Below are 19936 nucleotides of genomic sequence, written 5' to 3'. Positions count from 1 at the left end.
CAGCCCTCGTCGGCCGGGCCACCGCCGGTAGCCGCTGAACCCCCGTGCCTCAGCGGTCGGCGGCGGTGGGCTGACCGGGCACCGACCGGCTGACCTGCCGCACCAGGGCCTCCGCCACGTCCCGCAGCTTGCGGTTGGAATTCTGCGACACCCGGGCCAGCATCGCGAACGCCTCGTCGGCCGTGCACCGGCGTTGCCCCATGATGATGCCCTTGGCCTGCTCGATCACCGCCCGGTTGCGCATCGCCTCCTGCATCTGCCCGGCCAGGGTCGCGGTGCTGTCGTAGAGGTGGGCGTTGGCCAGGGCCACCGCGGCGTGGTCGGCGAACGTCCGGGCCGGCGCGACCAGCGGGCCGAACGCGCCGACCCGGGTGGCGTAGAGGTTCAGGGCGCCCACCACCGCCTCCTGGATCGGCAGGCCCAGCGACATCGACGAGCACACCCCCACGGCGTGCGCCCGGGCCGCCCACTCCGGCCAGCGCCGCTCCTCGGTCATGTCCGCCACGATCAGCACCGTGCCGGTGGTGGCCGCGTCCAGGCTCGGGCCACGGCCCTGTTCGAACTGCCACCTGTCGAGCTGGAGCGCGAGCTCGCCGGTGTGGGCGGCGGTGGTCGCCTCGGTGCCGTGCACCAGGGTCACCGTCACCTCGGCGGCGTCCGGGATGCTCTCCAGGGCCACCTCGGTGATCCGGGACAGGACGGCATCGAGGCCCATCTCGTCGTGGCGGATGGACCCCAACCGGAGGACGGCCTCGGTGAGGTCGAGCGGTGACTGCGGCATGGCGTCTGACGTCCTTGCGAACCGGCGCGAAACCACCGGCCGGAGCCGGCGGCGCGTGATGATCGGTCCATGCCGGTAGGCCGCAGGTGCAGCCGCCGGACGGGCCGGGGACCGCGCCGCTGCTTGACGCTCACGCACGACACCCGGTGGGGCGTCGGATGCGGAGCACCACTGTACCGGTCGGCCGGCCCGGACCGGCGATGGACACCACCGCCGCGTCGACTTCCCTGCTGGTGTCCCGGTCGGACAGCGGGGATGATGGGCGTCCGACGACGACAGGGGAGCGGACGGATGACGGTGGAGATACCGCGCGACGGTCGGGTGCTGTTCATCGGCGACAGCATCACCGACGCCGGACGGGACCGGACCGACCCCGCCGACCTCGGGGTGGGCTGGGCGATGATGGCCGCCGCCTGGTTCACCGCGCGGCACCCGGATCACCGGGCGACCTTCCGCAACCGGGGCGTCGGCGGCGACCGGGTACGCGACCTGCGGGCCCGCTGGTCGGACGACTGCCTGGCGCTGTCCCCGCAGGTGGTGTCGGTGCTGATCGGGATCAACGACACCTGGCGGCGGTACAGCAGCGGCGAGGCCACCACCGTCGAGGAGTTCACCGCCGACTACCGGCACGTGCTGGGTGTCACCCGTGACGCGCGGCCCGACGTGCGGCTGGTGCTGATGGAACCGTTCCTGCTCCCGGTCGACGAGGACCAGCGACGCTGGCACGAGGACCTGGCCCCGAAACTCGACGCGGTGCGCAAGCTGGCCGTCGAGTTCGACGCGACGCTGGTCGCGGTGCAGGCACGGTTCGACACCGCCGACGTCGACGACCGGGTGTGGACCGACGACGGGGTGCACCTGACCCCGTCCGGTCACGCCGTGCTGGCCCAGCAGTGGTTGGCGGCGGTCACCCCGGCCACCTGAGGCGTACTGGCCCGTGGGTCGGCGGACCGCCGGTCAGCCCCGCCGCCACGGCAGCCGCAGCCGGCGGCCCGACGGCTCGACACCCAGGTCCAGCTCCGGCTCCGTCGCGCCCCGACGTCGCCACCGGTTGCCCTGCTGGTCGGTGAAGCACAGCTCCACGGTGGCCGACGCGAAACCGGTCAGGTCGACCGCGCGGTCGACGGTGACGAACAGTTCGCCGTCGCGGTGACCGTTGAGCCGGTCCACCGGTCCGGTCACCGCCGTGACCCCGACGACGACGTCCCCGTCGTCGCCCCCGGCCCGGACCCGGGGGGTGGCGGTCAGGTCGAAGACCGGTCCGTCGCTGTCGTTGGTGACCCGTACCCGCAGCACCCCACCGCCCTCGATCCGGGTCGAGGTCGACACCAGCCGGGCCTGCCGGGCGCGGGCGGCCCGGTCCTCACGCCGGCGGGCCCGGATCTCCCGGCGCAGGCTGAGCACGCCGAAGAGCAGGGTCCCCACCGTGCCGAGGCCGCCGAACCAGTCCGGCACCGATCCCCAGTCGATGTGCCCGTGCACGGGCAGCCAGGCCAGCAGCTCCACAGTCGACATGGCCGGCACGGTACCGTCGGCCCGCCAGCACCCGGTGCGGCCGGCGGGGTTGCGCCGTCGGCCTCCCCTGCCCGGTCGGCCGGTCCCGCCGTCCCGTCCACAAGACCCGCACGTTCGGTCCGGGTGGTCGACGCGCAGTGATACCGGCGCTGCGGACGGGTAGGGTTGGGGGAAGGATCACCACCACGGGCCGCACCCGACCCGTGGACGTGGCCCCTGTCGTCCCGCCCCTCCGGGAGGTCAGATGAGTTCCCCCGGTCCCGCTCACCAGAGCCCAGCGGCTCGGCCCGCACCGTGGCGGTCCCTCCCGTCCCCGACCCGTTTCCGGCCTCACGGGGCGCCGGGTGTCCCGTCCACGCGCCGGTCCGGCCGCACCCCGGCCCCCGGCCCCGGCACCGGTCGACGATGACCGGCGCGGCGCAGGACGCCGGTTTCTCCATCACCCCGCCCCGCCCCGGTCGGCTGCCGCTGCGCGGTCGCGACGAACTGGTCGAGACGATCCTGCGGGCCGCCGAACCGCCGGCCGGCACGCTCCGCCCGGCCGAGGAGGCCGCCCAGATCCTCTGGGGGCTGGGCGGCTGCGGCAAGAGCGCCACCGCGCTGGAGGTGGCCCGCCGGCTGGAGGCACGCGGTCGGCTGGTCTGGTGGATCTCGGCGAAGGACTCGGCCCGGGTCAGTGCCGGCATGCGCGAGATCGCCGGCCAGCTCCAGGCCCCGGAGAGCCAGCTCGACCTGGCCTGGGCGGGCAAGACCCGCAGCCCGGTGGAGCTGGTGTGGACGCTGCTCAACGAGTCGGACCGGCCGTGGCTGCTGATCTTCGACAACGCCGACGAGCCGTCTCTGCTGGCCCCGCTCGACGGCCGGGTCGCCGAGGGCACCGGGTGGTTCCGCCAGCCGCGTACCCGCAACGGGCTGGTCCTGGTCACCACCCGCGACGGTCGCCAGGAGACCTGGGGCGACTGGTCCACCATGCACCCGGTGCGGGAACTCTCCCCACCGGACGCCGCCCAGGTCCTGATCGACCTCGCCGGTGACGCGCCCGGCAGCCTCGCCCAGGCCACCAGCCTGGCCACCCGGCTCAAGGGGCATCCGTTGGCCCTGCGCGGGGCGGGCACCTACCTCGCCGAGGCCAACCGCATCCCGGTCGGCGGCCCCGGGGTGTCCATCCGCACCTACGACGGCTACCGGGAGGCCCTGGACCGCCGCTCCGGCGCCGGCACGACCCGTACCGTGTCGCAGGCGTTCGACCGGGCGGTACGACCGGTCGTGCAGTCCTGGGAGATGTCGCTGGACCTGCTCGCCGGGCGGGGGCTGGCCCAGGCCCGCCCGATGCTGCGGCTGCTGGCCTCGCTGGGGGACGCGCCGATCCCGTACCAGATCCTGCTCGACCCGGCCCGGTTGTCGGCGTCCCGGCTCGTCGGTGAGATCGGCGAGGACCGGCTGCGTGAGGTGCTCCGGTCGCTCGCCGACTTCGCCCTGGTCGACCTCGGCGTGATCGAGTCGTTGCCCGCGCAGTCGCCGGTCGCGCACGTGGTGACCCTGCACCCGCTGGTACGCGAGCTGGTGCACGACCACCCCGACGTGATCGCCGACCGGCCGGCCTACCACGAGCTGGTGCTCACCCTGCTCGACGTGCTGCGGCTGCGGGACCCGGACCGGCCCCGGGAGGAGGAGTTCGACCCGGACGAGCCCGACAAGTGGGCCAGCTGGCACGTGCTGGCCCCGCCGACGACCGGGGCGGTGCTGGCCTTCTTCGACGCGGGGGAGCTGCCCCGTACCGAGCCGGAACTGCTCACCACCGCACTGGACCTGGCCCGGTTGATCGCCCGTTTCCTGCTGGCCGTCAGCCTGCCCGGCCAGGCCGAGATCCTGCTCGACCGCTGCCTGGCCGCCTGCCGTCGGATCGGCCTCGACCCCCGGGAGCGGGCGGTGCTCAGCCTGCGCCACGAGCGGTCCCGGGCGGCGTTGGAACAGGGGCAGCTGGACTGGGCCGAGACCGAGCTGCGGGAGATCATCCCGGCCCGGGAGGCGCTGCTCGGCCGGGAGCACCGCAACACCCTGGCCAGCCGGCACAAGCTGGCCCGGACCATCCTCGAGCAGGGCCGGTGGGCCGATGCCGAGCAGGAGCTGCGGGACATCGTCCGGGCGGAGTTCCGGGTCCGTGGCCCGGAGGACCGGGACACCATGACCGCCCGGCACAGCCTGGCCCGCGCGGTGGCCGCCCAGGGCCGGTACGCCGACGCCCGCGCCGAGCTGACCGAGATCCTGGAGATCCGGCTGCGGCACTGGGCCCCCGACCACCTGGAGACGCTGACCGTCCGGCACACCCTGGCCCTGTGCCTGCTGCACGAGGGGCGGGCCGCCGAGGCCCTGGCCGACCTGCGGGCGATCCTCGCCACCGACACCGCCCGGCGGGAGGACCAGCACCTCGGGATGATCGCCGCCCGGCACACCCTGGCCGAGGCGCTGGTCGCCACCGGCGACCGGGTGGAGGCCGAGAAGGTCCTCGCCAAGGTGGTCACCGACCGGCGGCGCGTCCTCGGCGACGACCACCCCGACACGGTACGGGCGGAGGCCGACCTGCGACAGCTACAGGGCGGCTGAGCGCGGGCCCGTGCCGCAGCCGCCCGACGAGGGAGTGACGTGAGCCAACACCTGCGCCGCAGCGACCGGCTGACCCCCGGGTCGCTGCGGGACCTCGCCACCGGGGAGATCGACCTCATCTGGCACCGGGAGTACTTTCCGCCGGCCGAGTGCGAGGCCGTCCTGCCCCGGGTGGTGGCCGCCGTCGCGGCGGCGAACTTCTCCCTCACCACGGAGTTCACCAGCGTCGGCACCTCGATGGGGCAGGTCGCCAACGGCGGTGAGGTGGTCCGCCGGTACCTCGACGACGCGCCGGCCACCACCCGGCTGATCCGGCACGAGGTGTTCGCCGGCCGGCAGTCGCCCACCGATCTGATCCGGCTGGACCTCGACGAGATGTGGCCGTGCGGGGCGACGGTCGGCCGGCACGAGGGGCGGATGATGCTCCCCGGGGTGCTGCGCCGGATGACCCCCGGCGGCCGGGGCCGCCCGCACATCGACCGCCGGCAGATCCCGCTGCTGGACACCTACCGGCTGCGGCGACGGCTCGGGGTGAACATCTACCTGGAGGTGCCGGCCCCCGGCGACGGCGGCGAGATCGACTTCTGGGGACGCCTCGGTGAGGACGAGTTCGTGGCGCTCAAGGCCGACCCGCTCGACTACGGCCTCGAACCGGAACTGGTCGGGCCGCCGCACGACACGGTGCTGCCCGGCCAGGGTGACCTGGTGATGTTCGAGGCGGGCCGGATGCACGGGGTGCGGGAGGTGCGCCGGGGCTGCCGGACGTCCGCCGCCTGTTTCGTCGGGGTGCGCGGCGACACCGACCCGCTGCTGCTGTTCGCCTGATGCCCCCGCCGGGGCGTTGCCACGGCCCGGGGTGATCCTCTACGGTCGGTCCAGCGGTTGGCGGTGCGGTCCTTCCCAACCACCACCGCCGAGTGGCCCCGTGGCGGGCCGGGGCCGGTGGGGCCCCGGAGCACCCTGCCGGTGGTCCGACGGCGGTCCCGTGTGTCCTTCCTGCCCCGTGTCCGTTCCGTGCCCCTGGCCCGGTTCCGGCCGTTACGGTGGGAAACACGCCGAGCCGCCCGGGAGATCCCGTGTTCCTCACGCCCCACGAGCAGGACCGCCTGCTCGTCCACGTCGCCGCGGACGTCGCCCGCCGTCGGCGCGAGCGCGGACTGCGCCTCAACTATCCCGAAGCCGTCGCCCTGATCACCGCCTTCCTGCTGGAGGGCGCCCGGGACGGCCGGACCGTCACCGACCTGATGGCCGCCGGCCGGACCGTGCTCAGCCGCGACGACGTGCTCGACGGCATTCCGGAGATGCTGGGGGAGGTGCAGGTGGAGGCGACGTTCCCGGACGGCACCAAGTTGGGGACGGTGCACCACCCGATCCCGGGATCCCGGGGGAGATCCTGCCCGGCGACGGGCCGGTCGAGATCAACGTGGGGCGTCCGGTGACCACCCTGCTGGTGGTCAACACCGCCGACCGGCCGATCCAGGTCGGCTCGCACTACCACTTCGCCGAGACCAACCCGGGGCTGCGCTTCGACCGCGCCGCCGCGTACGGCCAGCGGCTCGCGGTGCCGGCGGGGACGTCGGTGCGCTTCGAGCCGGGCGTGAGCCGCACCGTGGACCTGGTGCCGCTGGGCGGGGCCCGGGTGGTGCCGGGGCTGCGCGGCGAGGTCGCCGGCCCCCTCGACCCGGGGCCGGATGCCGACGGGTCCGGACCGCGCGACGCGGAGGCGGGACGATGAGCACCGTGGACCGGCGACGCTACGCCGACCTGTACGGCCCGACCACCGGCGACCGCATCCGGCTGGCCGACACCGACCTGCTGATCGAGGTGGAGGTCGACCACTGCGTCGGCGGGGACGAGGCGGTGTTCGGCGGCGGCAAGGTGATCCGCGAGTCGATGGGCCAGTCCCGGGCCACCCGGGCCGAGGGCGCCCTGGACACGGTGATCACCGGCGCGGTGGTGCTGGACCACTGGGGGGTGGCCAAGGCCGACGTCGGGCTGCGCGACGGCCGGATCGTGGCGCTGGGCCGGGCCGGCAACCCGGACACCATGCCCGGCGTCCACCCGGACCTGGTGATCGGCCCGTCCACCGAGGTGATCGCCGGCAACGGTCGCATCCTCACCGCCGGGGCGGTGGACACCCACGTGCACTTCATCTGCCCGCAGATCGTCACCGAGGCGCTCACCTCGGGCATCACCACCCTCGTCGGCGGGGGCACCGGCCCGGCGGAGGGCACCCGGGCCACCACGGTCACCCCGAACGCCTGGCACCTGGCCCGGATGCACGAGGCGCTGGACGCCTTCCCGGTGAACGTGCTGCTGCTGGGCAAGGGCAACACGGTCTCCACGGAGGCGCTGTGGGAGCAGTTGCGGGCCGGGGCGGGTGGCTTCAAGCTGCACGAGGACTGGGGGACCACCCCGGCGGCGATCGACGCCTGCCTGCGGGTCGCCGACGCGTCCGGGGTGCAGGTGTCCATTCACACCGACACCCTCAACGAGGCCGGGTTCGTGGCCGACACGCTGCGCGCCATCGCCGGGCGGGCGATCCACTCGTACCACACCGAGGGGGCGGGGGGCGGGCACGCGCCGGACATCATCACGGTGGCCGGGGAGCCGAACGTGCTGCCGTCGTCGACGAACCCGACCCGGCCGTACACCCGCAACACCCTCGCCGAGCACCTCGACATGCTGATGGTCTGCCACCACCTGAACCCGTCGGTGCCGGAGGACCTGGCGTTCGCCGAGAGCCGGATCCGGCCGTCCACGATGGCCGCCGAGGACCTGCTGCACGACCTCGGGGCGATCTCCATCATCGGCTCCGACTCGCAGGCGATGGGCCGGGTCGGCGAGGTGATCACCCGGACCTGGCAGAGCGCGCACGTGATGAAGCGCCGGGTGGGCGCGCTGCCCGGCGACGGCCCGGCCGACAACCACCGGGCCCGCCGCTACGTGGCGAAATACACCATCTGCGCGGCGATGGCCAACGGACTGGAACGGGAGATCGGCTCGGTGGAACCGGGCAAGCTCGCCGACCTGGTGCTCTGGGACCCGGCGTTCTTCGGCGTCCGGCCCCACCTGGTGATCAAGGGCGGGATGATCGCGTACGCGCAGATGGGCGACGCGAACGCCTCCATCCCCACCCCGCAGCCGATGCTGCCGAGGCCGATGTTCGGCGCGTACGGCGTGGTGCCCGCCGCGACCAGCGTGGCGTTCGTCGCGCCGGCCGCGTTGGAGGCGGGCCTGCGGCTGGACGTGCGCCGCCCGCTGGTCCCGGTGGCCGACGTGCGCTCGAGGGGCAAGGCGGACCTGCCGGAGAACGGCGCGCTGCCGCGCATCGAGGTCGACCCGGACACCTTCACCGTCCGCATCGACGGGGTGGTGGTCGACCCGGAACCGGTGGTCGAGCTGCCCATGGCCCAGCGGTACCACCTGTTCTGATGACCCCGTCGAGCATGGTGCTGCTGCTGGCCGACGGCAGGTTCCCCGCCGGGGCGCACGCCCACTCCGCCGGGCTGGAGGCGGCGGTGGCGGCCGGGCTGGTCACCGATCCGGCCACGCTGGCCGGGTTCCTGCGCGGCCGGTTGGCCACCGGTGGGCTGGTCGCCGCCGCCTTCGCGGTGGCGGCCCACCGGGCCGCCGGCACCGCCGACCGGCGGGCGACGCTGGCCCGGCTGGACGCCGAACTGGACGCCCGCACCGCCGCCCCGGCGCTGCGGGCCGTCTCCCGCCGGCAGGGTCGGGCGCTGCTGCGGGCCGGCCGGGAGATCTGGCCCGGCGGCGGGTTCGACGACGTGCCCACCGGCCCGTCCGGGCCGCACCAGCCGCTGGTGCTCGGCCTGGTCGCCGCCGCCGCCGGCCTCGACCCGGTGGCGGTCGCGACCGTCGCCGCGTACGGGTCGGTGACCGGCCCGGCCCGCGCCGCGGTCCGGCTGCTCGGCCTCGACCCGTACCGGGTGCACGCGGTGCTGGCGGCGCTGGCCGTCGACTGTGACGCCACGGCGGCCCGCGCGGTCGCCACCGCCGACGACCCGCCCGAGTGGCTGCCGGCCCCGGCCGCCCCGCTCACCGACATCCACGCCGAAGTCCACACCACCTGGGAGGTGCGTCTCTTTGCGTCCTGAAACCGTATCGCCGACCCCGCACGCGTCGATCCCGCACGACGAGACCGTGCCGCACACCCACCCCGAGCCGGGGGTCGACCCGCACGCCCCGCTGCCGCCCACCGCCCGCCCGCTGCGGGTCGGCATCGGCGGGCCGGTCGGGTCGGGCAAGACCGCGCTGGTCGCGGCGCTGTGCCGGGCCTTCGCCGACGAGCTGCGTCTGGGCGTGGTGACCAACGACATCTACACCACCGAGGACGCCGACTTCCTGCGTCGGGCCGGGGTGCTCGACCCGGCCCGGATCAGGGCCGTGGAGACCGGCTGCTGCCCGCACACCGCGATCCGCGACGACATCGGCGCGAACCTCGACGCCATCGACGAGCTGGTCGACGGGGTCGGGCCGCTGGACCTGGTGCTGGTGGAGAGCGGCGGGGACAACCTCACCGCCACCTTCAGCCGGGGGCTGGTCGACAGGCAAATCTTCGTGGTCGACGTCGCCGGTGGCGACAAGGTGCCCCGCAAGGGTGGGCCCGGGGTGACCGCCGCCGACCTGCTGGTCATCAACAAGACCGACCTTGCCCCGCTGGTGCGGGCCGACCTGTCGGTGATGGACCGCGACGCCCGCGCCCGGCGGGGGGACCTGCCGACGGTGTTCCTGTCCATCGTGGGTGATCCGCTGGCCACCGGGGTGGCCGACTGGGTGCGCCACGAGCTGGCCCACCACCGTGGCCGGCTGGCCGTCGCCTGATGCGCGCGGTCGCCCGGGTGGTGGCGGTCGCCGACCGTCACGGCCGCACCGTGCTGCGCGAGCTGCGGGGCGAGTCACCGCTGCTGCTGCGCCAGGCCGCCGCCGAACAGGGCGTCCCCACGGTGTACGTCGTCGGCGGCGCGGCCGGTCCGCTGGCCGGTGACGACCTGCGGTTGAGCGTCGAGGTGGGGCCGGGGGCGGCGGTGCAGGTGCGTACCGTCGCCGCCTCGGTCGCCCTGCCCGGCCGGCCCGGCGCGGTCTCCCGGATGCGGGTCGACGCGGTGGTGCACGACGGCGGCACCCTGAACTGGCTTCCGGAGCAGTTGGTCGCGGCGGCCGGCTGCGACCACGTCGCCGGGTCCCGGGTGACCCTCGCCGAGGGGGCCCGGTTGCTCTGGCGCGAGGAACTCGTCTGCGGCCGGTACGGCGACCCCGCAGGCGACGTCGTGGTGGCCACCTCGGTCGCCCACGCCGGGCGGCCGCTGCTGCGCCAGTCCCTGGCGGTCGGCCCGGCCGCACCCGGCTGGGCCGGGCCGGCCGTGCTGGGCGGGGCGACGGCGACCGGGTCGCTGCTGGTGGTCGGTCCCGCCGCCGCGTCGGGACCGGCCACCGTGGACGCCGGCGGCGGTCAGCCCCGGGGCCGGCTGCTCCCCGCCGGCCCCGGGGCGTCCGCCGCCTGGCTGCCGCTGGCGGGCGGCCCGGCGGCGCTGCTCACCGCCACCGCCGTCGACGCGCACACCCTGCGTACCCTGCTCACCGCCCCGGTCGACGCGAACACCCCGCCCGGGGGTCTCCACCGACCCGCAACCCGCACCGGGGCCGACGCGGTGCCGGTCGCCTAGCGGCCCCCACAACCCCGCACCGGCCACCGGCCGGGCGGACCCTGCCCCGGTCCGCCCTCAGCCCGGGCGGTGCGGGGTGCGGTGGTGTCGACCGCGGAGGCTTCCTGCCGGCGTTGCCGCCGCCGGCGGGCGGTCGGCGACCTGTCGTGTCTGCACCCGTGCCGGACCGCCGCCGGCCAGGCCTCGGGCGGGATCCCCGGTGGGTCGGGCCGGGGTCAGCCGGCCCGGACCGGTTGCCGGCGCGGGTCGAGCCGGGCGACCAGGTCGACGAGCTGCCCGGTCAGCGTCGCGTCGTCGAGGACCCCGGCCAGCTCGGCCCGGACGAGGGCGTCGATGCGTTCCTGTTCGCGGCGGCCCCGGGGGGTCAGGTAGGCCCGGATGCGTCGCCTGTCGAACGGGTCGATCCGGCGGTGCACCAGATTCTGGTCGACGAGCTGGTCGACGAGCTTCGTCAGGGTGCCCGGCGGCAACGACTCCTCGGTGGAGACCTCGCTCATCGGGTGGCCCTGCCCGTCGGCGAGGCGGCAGAGCACCCGCCACGCCTCGACGGTGAGCCCCTCGGTGGTGAGCACCGCGCCGACCCGGCGGGCGAGCAGCCGTTCGGCGCGGGTGAGCGCGCGCATCAGGTCGACGGGCGTCGTGGGATCGTCGGCCATGTCTCTCCCCGTTCGGTGGGTTGCCATGTTACCGAAGCGTCCCGGTTTTCGGTCGGGTCTGGTGGCCCGCCAGGGTTGCCGGCAATCATGTCAGCATGTCCGTGCCGGTGCCCGGCCCCCACGGCGTGCCGGAGCCGTTGCCCCGCTCGGGCGGCACGGCCGGCGCGGCCCCCTGGTTGACCGTCGACCGGTCGGTGGTCAGTGTCGCGCTGGTCTTTCCGATGCGCGGCCCGGCCGGCATGTTCGGCCCCACCTGTGAGCTGTGTGCCCAGTTGGCGGTGGAGGAGGTCAACCGGGCCGGCGGGGTGCTCGGCCGGGAGCTGCGGCTGGTGCCGGTCGACGGCGGTGCGCCACCGGCGCAGGTCGCCGCCGAAGTGGAGGCGCTGGTGTCGACCGGCGCGGTGCAGGGGGTCACCGGCTGGCACATCTCGTCGGTCCGGCAGGCGGTGGCGCCCCGGATCGCGCACCGGGTGCCGTACGTCTACACCGCCCTGTACGAGGGTGGGGAGCGTACCGAGGGGGTGTTCCTGACCAGCGAGACGCCGGACGCGCAGCTCCGCCCGGCGATGCGGCTGCTGGCCCGGGAGCAGGGGGTCCGCCGCTGGTACCTGGTCGGCAACGACTACGTCTGGCCGCGCCGGACCGCGCAGGCCGCCCAGCGCTACGCCCGCGACGACGGGGCGCGGGTGTGCGGGCGGGCGTTCCTGCCGCTGGGCACCGAGGACTTCGGACCGGTGTTGCGGGAGATCGAGCGGACCGAGGCCGACGCGGTGCTGATGCTGCTCGTCGGTGCCGACGCCGTCCGGTTCAACCGGGCCTTCGGCCGTTCCGCGCTGGACCAGCGGTGCCTGCGGTTGAGCACCCTGATGGACGAGAACATGCTGTTGGCCAGCGGCGTCGGCGGCACCCGCCGGCTGTTCAGCACGGCCGGGTTCTTCGCCGGCCTGGTCACCCGGGAGAACCTGGACTTCCACGGCGCGTTCGCCCGCCGGTTCGGGGTGGACGCGCCGCCGCTGGGCAGCCTGGGGGAGTCCTGCTACGAGGGCGTGATGCTGCTCGCCGCCCTGATCGCCCGCGCCCGCACGCTGGACGTCCGCGCCATCGGGGCGGCGGCGGACGCGGTCACCTACCACGGCCCCCGGGGCGAGTTGCAGCTGCGCCGCCGCCACGTCCGGCACCGCATCTCCCTCGCCGAGGCCGACGGCCTCGACTTCACCGTCCTCGCCGAACTCTGACCCCACTCACTCTCCCACCCTTCCGCCGGCCCGCCGGCCCGCCGGCCCCCGGTTGTCCCCGGTGATCAAGAGGTTTGCGTCAGCTCCAGCTCCACGGCTGACGCAAACCTCTTGATCATGCGGGGCGGGAGGGAGGTCCGGGAGGGGTGAGGGCGGGGGGCGGGAGGGCGGGGGTGGGGTGTTGACAGGGGGGTGGGTGGTGGTTCTAGGATGCTTCCTGCGTGAAGTAATCGCCATTCCTGTCTATTGTCGGGCGGGTTCGGTGGTGGTGGTCCATCCTGTGTCGGATAGGCGTCGCGCATTCTCGTGAGCGGTCATCGTCCATTGTGGCGGTGGCCTTTTTTGTGTGTGTCGAGATCGGTCCGGGAAACAGTCAATTAAGGGCCGGGAAACGTGGCGGCAATCAAGTGGGCAGAAGCTTTTGCTGCCCGAAAGTCCACTGCGGACCGCCGCCGCGACGCCCCACCCGTCGCTCGACGAGCCCGCCGACCTGCGCCACGACCGCACCGCCTACCAATCATTGACAGCAATACCTGCCGGCCAGTGCGGGCCGGCACGGAAAATTATCCGGCGAACATCGCTCCGCAGGGAGAATGAATGTCACAGTTCCGGGGCCGCCGCATCCTGGCGGGCGCCTTGACCCTGATTGCCGCCGCCGCGCTCGCCGGTTGTGGCAGCAAGACCTCCGACGAGAAGTCGACCGCCGGGGTCAGCGCCGACGTGTCCGGCGACACCGTCAAGGTCGGCCTGCTCAATTCGCTCTCCGGCACCATGGCCATCAGCGAGGTCACCGTACGGGACTCCATCATGCTCGCCGTGGAGGAGATCAACGCCGCCGGTGGCGTGCTGGGCAAGAAGATCGTCCCGGTCGGTGAGGACGGCGCCTCCGACTGGCCCACCTTCGCCGAGAAGGCCGAGAAGCTGATCTCCCAGGACCGGGTCGCCGCCGTCTTCGGCTGCTGGACCTCGGCCAGCCGCAAGGCGGTCAAGCCGGTCTTCGAGAAGAACAAGGCGCTGCTGTTCTACCCCGTGCAGTACGAGGGGCTGGAGCAGTCGCCGTACATCTTCTACACCGGGGCGACCACCAACCAGCAGATCGTGCCCGGCCTGGACTACCTCAAGGCGCAGGGCAAGAAGTCGGTCTACCTGGTCGGCAGCGACTACGTCTTCCCGCGTACCGCCAACAAGATCATCAAGGCGTACGCGGCGGCGAACGGGATGACCGTGCTCGGTGAGGACTACGCCCCGCTCGGCTCCACCGAGTTCGGCACCATCGTCAACAAGGTCCGCTCGTCGAAGGCCGACGCCGTGTTCAACACCCTCAACGGCGACAGCAACGTGGCGTTCTTCAAGGAGTACACCTCCGCCGGGCTGACCGCCGCGAGCATGCCCGTGGTGTCGGTGTCGATCGCCGAGGAGGAGGTCAAGGGGATCGGTACCCAGTACCTCAAGGACCAGTTGACCGCCTGGAACTACTACCAGACCACCCCCGGCGCGGCCAACCAGAAGTTCGTCGCCGCCTACAAGGCCAAGTACGGCGCGGACAAGCCGACCAGCGACCCGATGGAGGCCGCCTACGTCGCGGTGTACCTGTGGAAGGCGATGGTCGACAAGGCCGGCACGTTCGAGGTGGAGAAGGTCCGGGCCGCCTCCGGTGGCATCACCTACGACGCCCCGGAGGGCCTGGTCACCGTGGACGGCCCCACCCAGCACATCGCCAAGACCGCCCGGATCGGCAAGGTCGGCGCCGACGGGCTGATCACCGAGGTGTGGAACTCCGGCAAGCCGATCACGCCGGACCCGTACCTGAAGAGCTACCCCTGGGCGAGCGGCCTGAGCTGACCGATCCCGGCCCGGGCGGGAGGCACCCCCGCCCGGGCCGACCCACCCCTTCGGAGCGCGAACGTGACAGTCCTCTTCGGTCAGCTCTTCACCGGCGTCAGCATCGGCGCGGTGCTGCTGCTCATCGCCCTCGGCCTGGCGCTGACCTTCGGCCAGATGAACGTGATCAACATGGCGCACGGCGAGTTCATCATGGCCGGCGCCTACACCACCTACGTCCTGCAGCAGACCGTGACCGCCGCCGGCTGGTCGCTGCTGGTGGCGCTGCCGGTCGCCTTCGCGGTGGCCGGCACCATGGGCGTGCTGCTGGAGGTGCTGCTGATCCGCCGCCTCTACGCCCGCCCGCTGGACACCCTGCTGGTCACCTGGGGCGTCTCGCTGATGCTGCAGCAACTGGCCCGCGACGTCTTCGGCAGCCCCAACGTGCAGACCCGGGCTCCGGCGCTGCTGACCGGCAACATCTCCCTGCCCGGCGGGCTGACCGTCGCCAACAACCGGCTGTTCATCCTGGCGCTCGCGCTGGCCGCGGTGCTGGCGCTGACCCTGGCGCTGCGGCTCACCCCGCTCGGGCGGCGCATCCGCGCGGTGGTGCAGAACCGCGACCTCGCCGCCGTCTCCGGCATCCCCACCGCCCGGGTCGACCGGACCACCTTCTTCATCGGCTCCGGCCTGGCCGGCGTCGCCGGGGTCGCGTTGACCCTGCTCGGGCCGATCGGCCCGACGATGGGCACCAATCTCATCATCGACGCCTTCCTGGTCGTCGTGGTCGGCGGCATCGGCCAGCTCAAGGGCAGCGTGATCGTCGCCTTCGCGCTGGGCGTGCTCCAGGCCACCGGCGAGTACCTCACCACGCTCAGCGTCGCCAAGGTGATCGTCTTCGTGGCGATCGTGGCGTTCCTCCAGTGGCGGCCCCAGGGGCTGTTCACCCTGCGTACCAGGAGCCTCGCATGACCGCCGCGCCGCTGGTCGGCACCGATCCCGCCGGCGCGGCCGGCACCCCGGCCGGCGGCCGGCGGGGCCGCCGGTTCGACGGCCCGGCCCGCGCCGCCGCCGGGTTCGCCCTCGGGGCGGCGCTGGTGTTCGCCGTCGCCCCGCTGGCCCTGTCGGACTTCCGGCTGTCGCTGCTGGCCAAGTACCTGTGCGTGGCGATGGTCGCGGTCGGCATCGGCATCGCCTGGGGTCGGGGCGGCATGCTCACCCTCGGCCAGGGGGTGTTCTTCGGCCTCGGCGGCTACGCGATGGCCATGCACCTCAAGCTCGCCGACGCCGGCCCCGGCGAACTGCCCGACTTCATGCAGCTCTACGGCCAGCTCGACGAGCTGCCGCTGTGGTGGCGGCCGTTCGCCAGCCCGTGGATCGCGCTGCCGGCCACCGTGCTGCTGCCGATGGCCGTCGCGTTCGGCCTCGGCTCGCTGGTGTTCCGCCGCCGGGTCCGCGGCGCCTACTTCGCCATCCTCAGCCAGGCGCTCGCCGCCGCGATGGTGATCCTGCTGGTCGGCCAGCAGGGCACCACCGGCGGCACCAACGGCCTCACCGACATCCAGGGCTTCTTCGGGTACGACCTGGACGACCCGGTCAACCAGCGGATGGTCTACTTCATCATCGCCGCCAGCCTGCTGGCGCTGCTGGCCCTGGCCCGCCAGCTCATCCGCAGCCGCTACGGCGAGTTGCTGGTGGCCGTCCGCGACGGTGAGGAACGGGTCCGTTTCCTCGGCTACGACCCGGCCGGTGTCAAGCTCGTCGGCTATGTCGTGGCCGCCGGCATGGCCGGGCTGGCCGGGGCGCTGTTCGTGCCGGCGGTCGGGATCATCTCGCCGGCGCTGATCGGGATCGTCCCGTCCATCGAGTTCGTCATCGGTGTCGCGGTCGGCGGCCGGGCCACCCTGCTCGGTCCGGTGCTCGGCGCGGTGGCGGTGGCCTGGGCGCGGACCGCCCTGTCGGAACGGTTCCCGGGCACCTGGACGTACCTGCAGGGGTTGCTGTTCGTGCTGGTGGTGGCGTTCCTGCCGGGCGGCCTGGCGTCGCTGTGGGTGCTGGCCCGGCAGCGCCGGTCGGACCCGGCGGGCGCGCGGTGGTGGCGGCGGACCCGGCCGGTGGACCGGGCCGAGAACCGGACGGAGGTGTCGGCGGCATGACCGGCCCGCAGCTCGACGGCCTGTGCGTACGCGGCCTGCGGGTCACCTTCGACGGTTTCACCGCCGTCGACGGGGTCGACCTCGACGTGCCGCCCGGCGACATCCGGTTCCTGATCGGCCCCAACGGGGCCGGCAAGACCACGGTGGTCGACGCCGTGACCGGGCTGGTCCGGGCCACCGGCTCGGTCCGCTTCGGTGACCGGGAACTGCTCGGCCGCGACGTGCACCGCATCGCCCGGCTCGGCATCGGCCGCACCTTCCAGACCGCGTCGGTGTTCGAGGAACTGACCGTGGTGCAGAACCTCGACATCGCCGCCGGAGCCACCCGGAGCTGGTGGACGCTGGCCCGACGACGCAACCGGATCCCCGACGAGGTGGCCGCCGCGCTGGAGACGATCGGGCTGGCCGACCGGGGTGACCAGCCGGCCGGCGCGTTGGCGCACGGGCAGAAGCAGTGGTTGGAGATCGGCATGCTGTTGGTCTCCGACGCCCGGCTGCTGCTGCTCGACGAACCCGTCGCCGGGATGAGCCACGAGGAACGCGACGCCACCGGCGCCCTGCTGGAGACGGTCAGCCGGGACCGCACCGTGGTGGTCATCGAACACGACATGGACTTCCTGCGGCGCTTCGCCCGCAGCGTGACCGTGCTGCACGCCGGGAAGGTGCTCAGCGAGGGCACCGTCGCCCAGGTCCAGGCGGACCCCCGGGTGCAGGAGGTCTACCTCGGCGTCGACACCGCACCGGAGGCGTGATGTTGGAACTGCGTGGCGTACACGCCGGCTACGGCCGCAGCGAGGTGCTGCACGGGGTGGACGTGGCCGTCCCCGCCGACGGGGTGGCCGCCGTGCTCGGCCACAACGGCGCGGGCAAGAGCACCCTGCTGCGGGTCGCCGTCGGGCTGCTGCGCCCCCGCGCCGGCACGGTCACCCTCGACGGGGAGGACGTCACCCGGCTCGCCCCGCACCAGCGGGTCGCCCGGGGCCTGGCGTACGTCCCGCAGGGGCAACAGTGCTTCCCGCACCTGACGGCGGCGGAGAACCTGCGGCTGGTGGCCGACGGCCGGCGCGACGGGGCCGCCGCCACCGCCGAGGCGCTGGACCTGTTCCCGGCGCTGCGTCCCCTGCTGCGGCGGCGCGCAGGGCTGCTCTCCGGCGGCCAGCGGCAGCAGTTGGCCATCGCCCGCGCGCTGGTCACCCGGCCCCGGCTGCTGCTGCTCGACGAACCCACCGAGGGCATCCAGCCGTCGGTGGTCGCCGAGATCCAGGACCGGATCGTCGAGCTGGCCACCGGGGCCGGCATCCGGGTGCTGCTGGTGGAGCAGCACCTCGGCTTCGCGTTGCGGGTGGCGACCCGGCACTACGTGCTGGAGTCCGGTCGGGTCACCGCCACCGGCGACGGCGGGCGGGACGCCGAACGGTCGGTCCGCCAGGCGCTCGCCGTCTGAAAGTGCCGGGCCGGTCACCCACGGTGACAATCCTGTAACATTGGCGTGCGTAGATGGATTGGAGCGTGCTCCAGCCGCCCGTGACGCAGGGGAGTGACTGTGCGGAATCTGCCGGCCCGGGTCCTGGGCGTCGTGACCGCGATCTCGCTCGGTGTGGTCGGCGCTCCGTCGCCGGCCCCGGACCGGCCGGCCGGCGTGGCGGCCACCGTCGCCCCGGCGGCGGACCCGGCGGACGAGCTGACCGGCGACATCGTCTTCTCCGTGCCCAGCGGCACCTTCCGCGACGATCTCACGGTCTCGTTGCGGACGACGGTGACCGACGCCGAGATCCGCTACACGACGGACGGGGCGCTGCCCGGCGCGGACTCCCCACGCTACGACGGCACCCCGGTGACCCTCGTCGACACCACCCAGCTACGGGCCCAGGCGTTCGTCGACGGGGTGGCCACCGGTGACCCCGGCACCGCCCTCTACGTCGAGCGGGCCGTGGACGTCAGCCTCGACCTGCCGATCCTGCTGATCGACGGGTACGGCCAGGGTGCGCCGGACCGGGAGTTCGTCGATGCCGCCGCGTTGCTCTTCGCGCCGACCGGGGGACACGCGTCGCTCGCGACGCCACCCACCCTCGCCACCCGGATCGGTTACCACCTGCGCGGCACGTCGAGTTCCCTGTTCGACAAGGCGCCCTACCGGGTCGAGTTCCGGGACAACGAGGACGACGACGTCGACCTGCCGGTCCTCGGGATGCCGGCCGAGTCCGACTGGGTGCTGCGCGGGCCCTACACCGACAAGGCGTTGATCCGGGAGGCGTTCACCTTCGACCTGGCCCGCGAGATCGGATTCCAGGCACCCCGGTACGCCTTCGTGGAGTTCTACCACAACGTGGCGGACCGGCCGGTGAGCGCCGAGGACTACCAGGGCGTCTACCTGATCGTCGAGACCATCAAGAACGCGAAGAACCGGCTCGACCTCAAGGATCTCGACCCCGACGACGTCACCCTGCCGGCCATCACCGGTGGGTACATCCTCAAGTTCGAGTGGCTGACGGCCGAGGAGCCCACCCTGGACTGCCAAGGCCGGCCCGCGACCTGTTGGCACTACCTGGAGGTGGTCGACCCCTCGCCCCTGCAACCGGAACAGCAGGCCTGGCTGACCGGGCACCTCCAACAGTTCAACGACCTGATGCAGTCCCCCGGCTTCGCCGATCCGGTGACCGGCTATCCCGCCTGGATCGACGTCGGATCGTTCGTCGACTCGTTCATCCTCAACGAGCTGACCCGCAACTTCGACGCCTACGCCCGCAGCTCGTACTTCTACAAGGACCGGGGCGGCAGGATCACCGCCGGGCCGCTGTGGGACCTCGACCTCACCTACGGCGTCGGCGGCGGGGCCAACCTGGAGACCGCCGGCTGGCAGTACGAGCAGCCCCGGTGGCCGAAGCCCAACAACTGGATCAACAGGTTGGTCACCGACCCCGGGTTCATGGCGCTGGTCCGGACCCGCTGGGCCGAGCTCCGGCGGGGTCCGCTGTCGGCCGCTGGGCTCGACGCGCGCCTCACCGCTCTCACCGCGCCGCTGGCCAACGCCGCCGACCGCAACTTCCAGCGGTGGCCGAACCTGACCACCGAGAAGATCGGACCCATCGTCACCCCGACCGCCGACACGTGGCAGGGGCAGCTCGACTACCTGCGGGACTGGCTGGACCGGCGGATGGCGTGGCTGGACTCGGCGATCTAGGTGTGCCGACCCCCTAGGCCAGCCGGATGTCGTCGCCGTCGACGGTGACCGCCCGGGGCGGCAGCGGGCTACCGGCCGGGCCGCTGCGCACCGCGCCGTCGGCGATGCCGAAGACGCTGTTGTGGCAGCCGCAGACGATGGTGCCGTCCTTGACCGAGGTGACCGTGCAGCCCTGGTGGGTGCAGGTCGCGGAGAACGCCTTGATGGTGCCGGCCGCCGGCTGGGTCACCACCACCCCCTCGGCCTTGAAGATCTTGCCGCCGCCGACCGGGATGTCCGCCACCGCGGCCAGCGCCGCCG

At 73.6% G+C, this 19936-nt stretch carries 19 protein-coding genes and 1 pseudogene; 16 read left to right on the top strand and 4 right to left on the bottom strand.

The features are described from left to right. Positions 1–49: 49 nt before the first annotated feature. Positions 50–781, bottom strand: a complete 732-nt coding sequence (locus tag ACOJTC_RS21215; protein WP_204924380.1) for a GAF and ANTAR domain-containing protein — start codon at positions 779–781, stop codon at positions 50–52. A 291-nt stretch (positions 782–1072) separates the two neighbouring features. Between ACOJTC_RS21215 and ACOJTC_RS21210 the strand changes: the two genes are divergently transcribed. Continuing rightward, positions 1073–1705 carry an SGNH/GDSL hydrolase family protein gene (locus ACOJTC_RS21210; protein ID WP_420118188.1) on the top strand — a complete coding sequence of 211 codons (633 nt, stop codon included), beginning with the start codon at positions 1073–1075 and terminating at the stop codon, positions 1703–1705. Positions 1706–1738: 33 nt separating this feature from the next. Here the strand turns inward: ACOJTC_RS21210 and ACOJTC_RS21205 are convergent, their stop codons facing one another. Then, on the bottom strand, positions 1739–2296 hold the full coding sequence (locus tag ACOJTC_RS21205) for a hypothetical protein (RefSeq protein WP_363655197.1): 558 nt from the start codon (positions 2294–2296) through the stop codon (positions 1739–1741). A 405-nt stretch (positions 2297–2701) separates the two neighbouring features. On the opposite strand from ACOJTC_RS21205, the gene ACOJTC_RS21200 reads away from it, so the two are divergent. The 8 genes and pseudogenes from ACOJTC_RS21200 to ACOJTC_RS21165 all read left to right on the top strand — a co-directional run bounded on the left by ACOJTC_RS21200 (position 2702) and on the right by ACOJTC_RS21165 (position 10587). Further along, on the top strand, positions 2702–4900 hold the full coding sequence (locus ACOJTC_RS21200) for a tetratricopeptide repeat protein (protein WP_420118187.1): 2199 nt from the start codon (positions 2702–2704) through the stop codon (positions 4898–4900). A 39-nt stretch (positions 4901–4939) separates the two neighbouring features. Beyond that, entirely contained in the window at positions 4940–5725 is a 786-nt protein-coding gene (locus ACOJTC_RS21195) for a 2OG-Fe(II) oxygenase (protein WP_420118186.1), read from the top strand. A 251-nt stretch (positions 5726–5976) separates the two neighbouring features. After that, a pseudogene (locus tag ACOJTC_RS21190) lies at positions 5977–6276 on the top strand (urease subunit gamma); the annotation flags it as partial. Between the two features lie 59 nt (positions 6277–6335). After that, the gene (locus ACOJTC_RS21185) at positions 6336–6635 is read left to right on the top strand and encodes an urease subunit beta (protein ID WP_420118185.1); all 300 of its coding nucleotides are present in this window, start codon (positions 6336–6338) and stop codon (positions 6633–6635) included. Then, positions 6632–8335, top strand: a complete 1704-nt coding sequence (locus tag ACOJTC_RS21180) for an urease subunit alpha (protein WP_420118184.1) — start codon at positions 6632–6634, stop codon at positions 8333–8335. Before ACOJTC_RS21185 ends, ACOJTC_RS21180 begins: the two co-directional genes overlap by 4 nt. Beyond that, positions 8335–9018, top strand: coding sequence for an urease accessory protein UreF (locus ACOJTC_RS21175; RefSeq protein WP_420118183.1), 684 nt, complete (start codon positions 8335–8337; stop codon positions 9016–9018). Before ACOJTC_RS21180 ends, ACOJTC_RS21175 begins: the two co-directional genes overlap by 1 nt. Continuing rightward, positions 9008–9745, top strand: coding sequence for an urease accessory protein UreG (gene ureG, locus ACOJTC_RS21170; RefSeq protein ID WP_088647759.1), 738 nt, complete (start codon positions 9008–9010; stop codon positions 9743–9745). The genes ACOJTC_RS21175 and ureG overlap by 11 nt, the downstream gene beginning before the upstream one ends. After that, a complete protein-coding gene (locus ACOJTC_RS21165; protein ID WP_420118182.1) occupies positions 9745–10587 on the top strand; it encodes an urease accessory protein UreD in 843 nt (280 codons plus the stop codon). Before ureG ends, ACOJTC_RS21165 begins: the two co-directional genes overlap by 1 nt. Positions 10588–10802: 215 nt before the next feature. Here ACOJTC_RS21165 and ACOJTC_RS21160 read toward each other — a convergent pair whose 3' ends face one another. After that, entirely contained in the window at positions 10803–11243 is a 441-nt protein-coding gene (locus tag ACOJTC_RS21160; protein ID WP_204924370.1) for a MarR family winged helix-turn-helix transcriptional regulator, read from the bottom strand. Between the two features lie 95 nt (positions 11244–11338). On the opposite strand from ACOJTC_RS21160, the gene ACOJTC_RS21155 reads away from it, so the two are divergent. From ACOJTC_RS21155 to ACOJTC_RS21125, 7 genes are all read left to right on the top strand, one after another. Beyond that, the gene (locus ACOJTC_RS21155; RefSeq protein ID WP_420118181.1) at positions 11339–12478 is read left to right on the top strand and encodes a substrate-binding domain-containing protein; all 1140 of its coding nucleotides are present in this window, start codon (positions 11339–11341) and stop codon (positions 12476–12478) included. 597 nt (positions 12479–13075) lie between these two features. After that, positions 13076–14320 (top strand): urea ABC transporter substrate-binding protein, encoded by a 1245-nt coding sequence (urtA, locus tag ACOJTC_RS21150; RefSeq protein ID WP_357930428.1) that lies wholly within the window; start codon positions 13076–13078, stop codon positions 14318–14320. Positions 14321–14383: 63 nt separating this feature from the next. Beyond that, the gene (gene urtB, locus ACOJTC_RS21145) at positions 14384–15271 is read left to right on the top strand and encodes an urea ABC transporter permease subunit UrtB (protein ID WP_204924367.1); all 888 of its coding nucleotides are present in this window, start codon (positions 14384–14386) and stop codon (positions 15269–15271) included. Beyond that, a complete protein-coding gene (gene urtC, locus ACOJTC_RS21140) occupies positions 15268–16455 on the top strand; it encodes an urea ABC transporter permease subunit UrtC (RefSeq protein WP_420118180.1) in 1188 nt (395 codons plus the stop codon). Before urtB ends, urtC begins: the two co-directional genes overlap by 4 nt. Next, entirely contained in the window at positions 16452–17207 is a 756-nt protein-coding gene (gene urtD, locus ACOJTC_RS21135) for an urea ABC transporter ATP-binding protein UrtD (protein WP_420118179.1), read from the top strand. The genes urtC and urtD overlap by 4 nt, the downstream gene beginning before the upstream one ends. Continuing rightward, entirely contained in the window at positions 17207–17899 is a 693-nt protein-coding gene (gene urtE / locus ACOJTC_RS21130) for an urea ABC transporter ATP-binding subunit UrtE (protein WP_204924364.1), read from the top strand. The genes urtD and urtE overlap by 1 nt, the downstream gene beginning before the upstream one ends. A gap of 99 nt (positions 17900–17998) precedes the next feature. After that, positions 17999–19636 (top strand): CotH kinase family protein, encoded by a 1638-nt coding sequence (locus ACOJTC_RS21125; protein WP_420118178.1) that lies wholly within the window; start codon positions 17999–18001, stop codon positions 19634–19636. Between the two features lie 13 nt (positions 19637–19649). Here the strand turns inward: ACOJTC_RS21125 and ACOJTC_RS21120 are convergent. Continuing rightward, positions 19650–19936 (bottom strand): Rieske (2Fe-2S) protein (locus ACOJTC_RS21120; RefSeq protein ID WP_420118177.1); only part of this gene is annotated, 287 nt, incomplete at its 5' end.

It is taken from the genome of Micromonospora sp. (genome assembly GCF_048594385.1).
GTDB classification, from domain to species: Bacteria; Actinomycetota; Actinomycetes; order Mycobacteriales; family Micromonosporaceae; genus Micromonospora; species Micromonospora wenchangensis.
This window is presented reverse-complemented; position numbering and strand designations above follow the sequence as displayed.

What these genes read in the sequence shown, in the direction of transcription:
- ACOJTC_RS21210 (WP_420118188.1), top strand. Translation starts at nt 1,073, where the DNA reads ATGACGGTGGAGATACCGCGCGACGGTCGGGTGCTGTTCATCGGCGAC.
- urtD (WP_420118179.1), top strand. Translation starts at nt 16,452, where the DNA reads ATGACCGGCCCGCAGCTCGACGGCCTGTGCGTACGCGGCCTGCGGGTC.
- ACOJTC_RS21160 (WP_204924370.1), bottom strand. Translation starts at nt 11,243, where the DNA reads ATGGCCGACGATCCCACGACGCCCGTCGACCTGATGCGCGCGCTCACC.
- ACOJTC_RS21155 (WP_420118181.1), top strand. Translation starts at nt 11,339, where the DNA reads ATGTCCGTGCCGGTGCCCGGCCCCCACGGCGTGCCGGAGCCGTTGCCC.
- ACOJTC_RS21205 (WP_363655197.1), bottom strand. Translation starts at nt 2,296, where the DNA reads ATGTCGACTGTGGAGCTGCTGGCCTGGCTGCCCGTGCACGGGCACATC.
- ACOJTC_RS21175 (WP_420118183.1), top strand. Translation starts at nt 8,335, where the DNA reads ATGACCCCGTCGAGCATGGTGCTGCTGCTGGCCGACGGCAGGTTCCCC.
- urtC (WP_420118180.1), top strand. Translation starts at nt 15,268, where the DNA reads ATGACCGCCGCGCCGCTGGTCGGCACCGATCCCGCCGGCGCGGCCGGC.
- ACOJTC_RS21180 (WP_420118184.1), top strand. Translation starts at nt 6,632, where the DNA reads ATGAGCACCGTGGACCGGCGACGCTACGCCGACCTGTACGGCCCGACC.
- ACOJTC_RS21165 (WP_420118182.1), top strand. Translation starts at nt 9,745, where the DNA reads ATGCGCGCGGTCGCCCGGGTGGTGGCGGTCGCCGACCGTCACGGCCGC.
- ACOJTC_RS21215 (WP_204924380.1), bottom strand. Translation starts at nt 781, where the DNA reads ATGCCGCAGTCACCGCTCGACCTCACCGAGGCCGTCCTCCGGTTGGGG.
- urtE (WP_204924364.1), top strand. Translation starts at nt 17,207, where the DNA reads ATGTTGGAACTGCGTGGCGTACACGCCGGCTACGGCCGCAGCGAGGTG.
- ACOJTC_RS21200 (WP_420118187.1), top strand. Translation starts at nt 2,702, where the DNA reads ATGACCGGCGCGGCGCAGGACGCCGGTTTCTCCATCACCCCGCCCCGC.
- urtA (WP_357930428.1), top strand. Translation starts at nt 13,076, where the DNA reads ATGTCACAGTTCCGGGGCCGCCGCATCCTGGCGGGCGCCTTGACCCTG.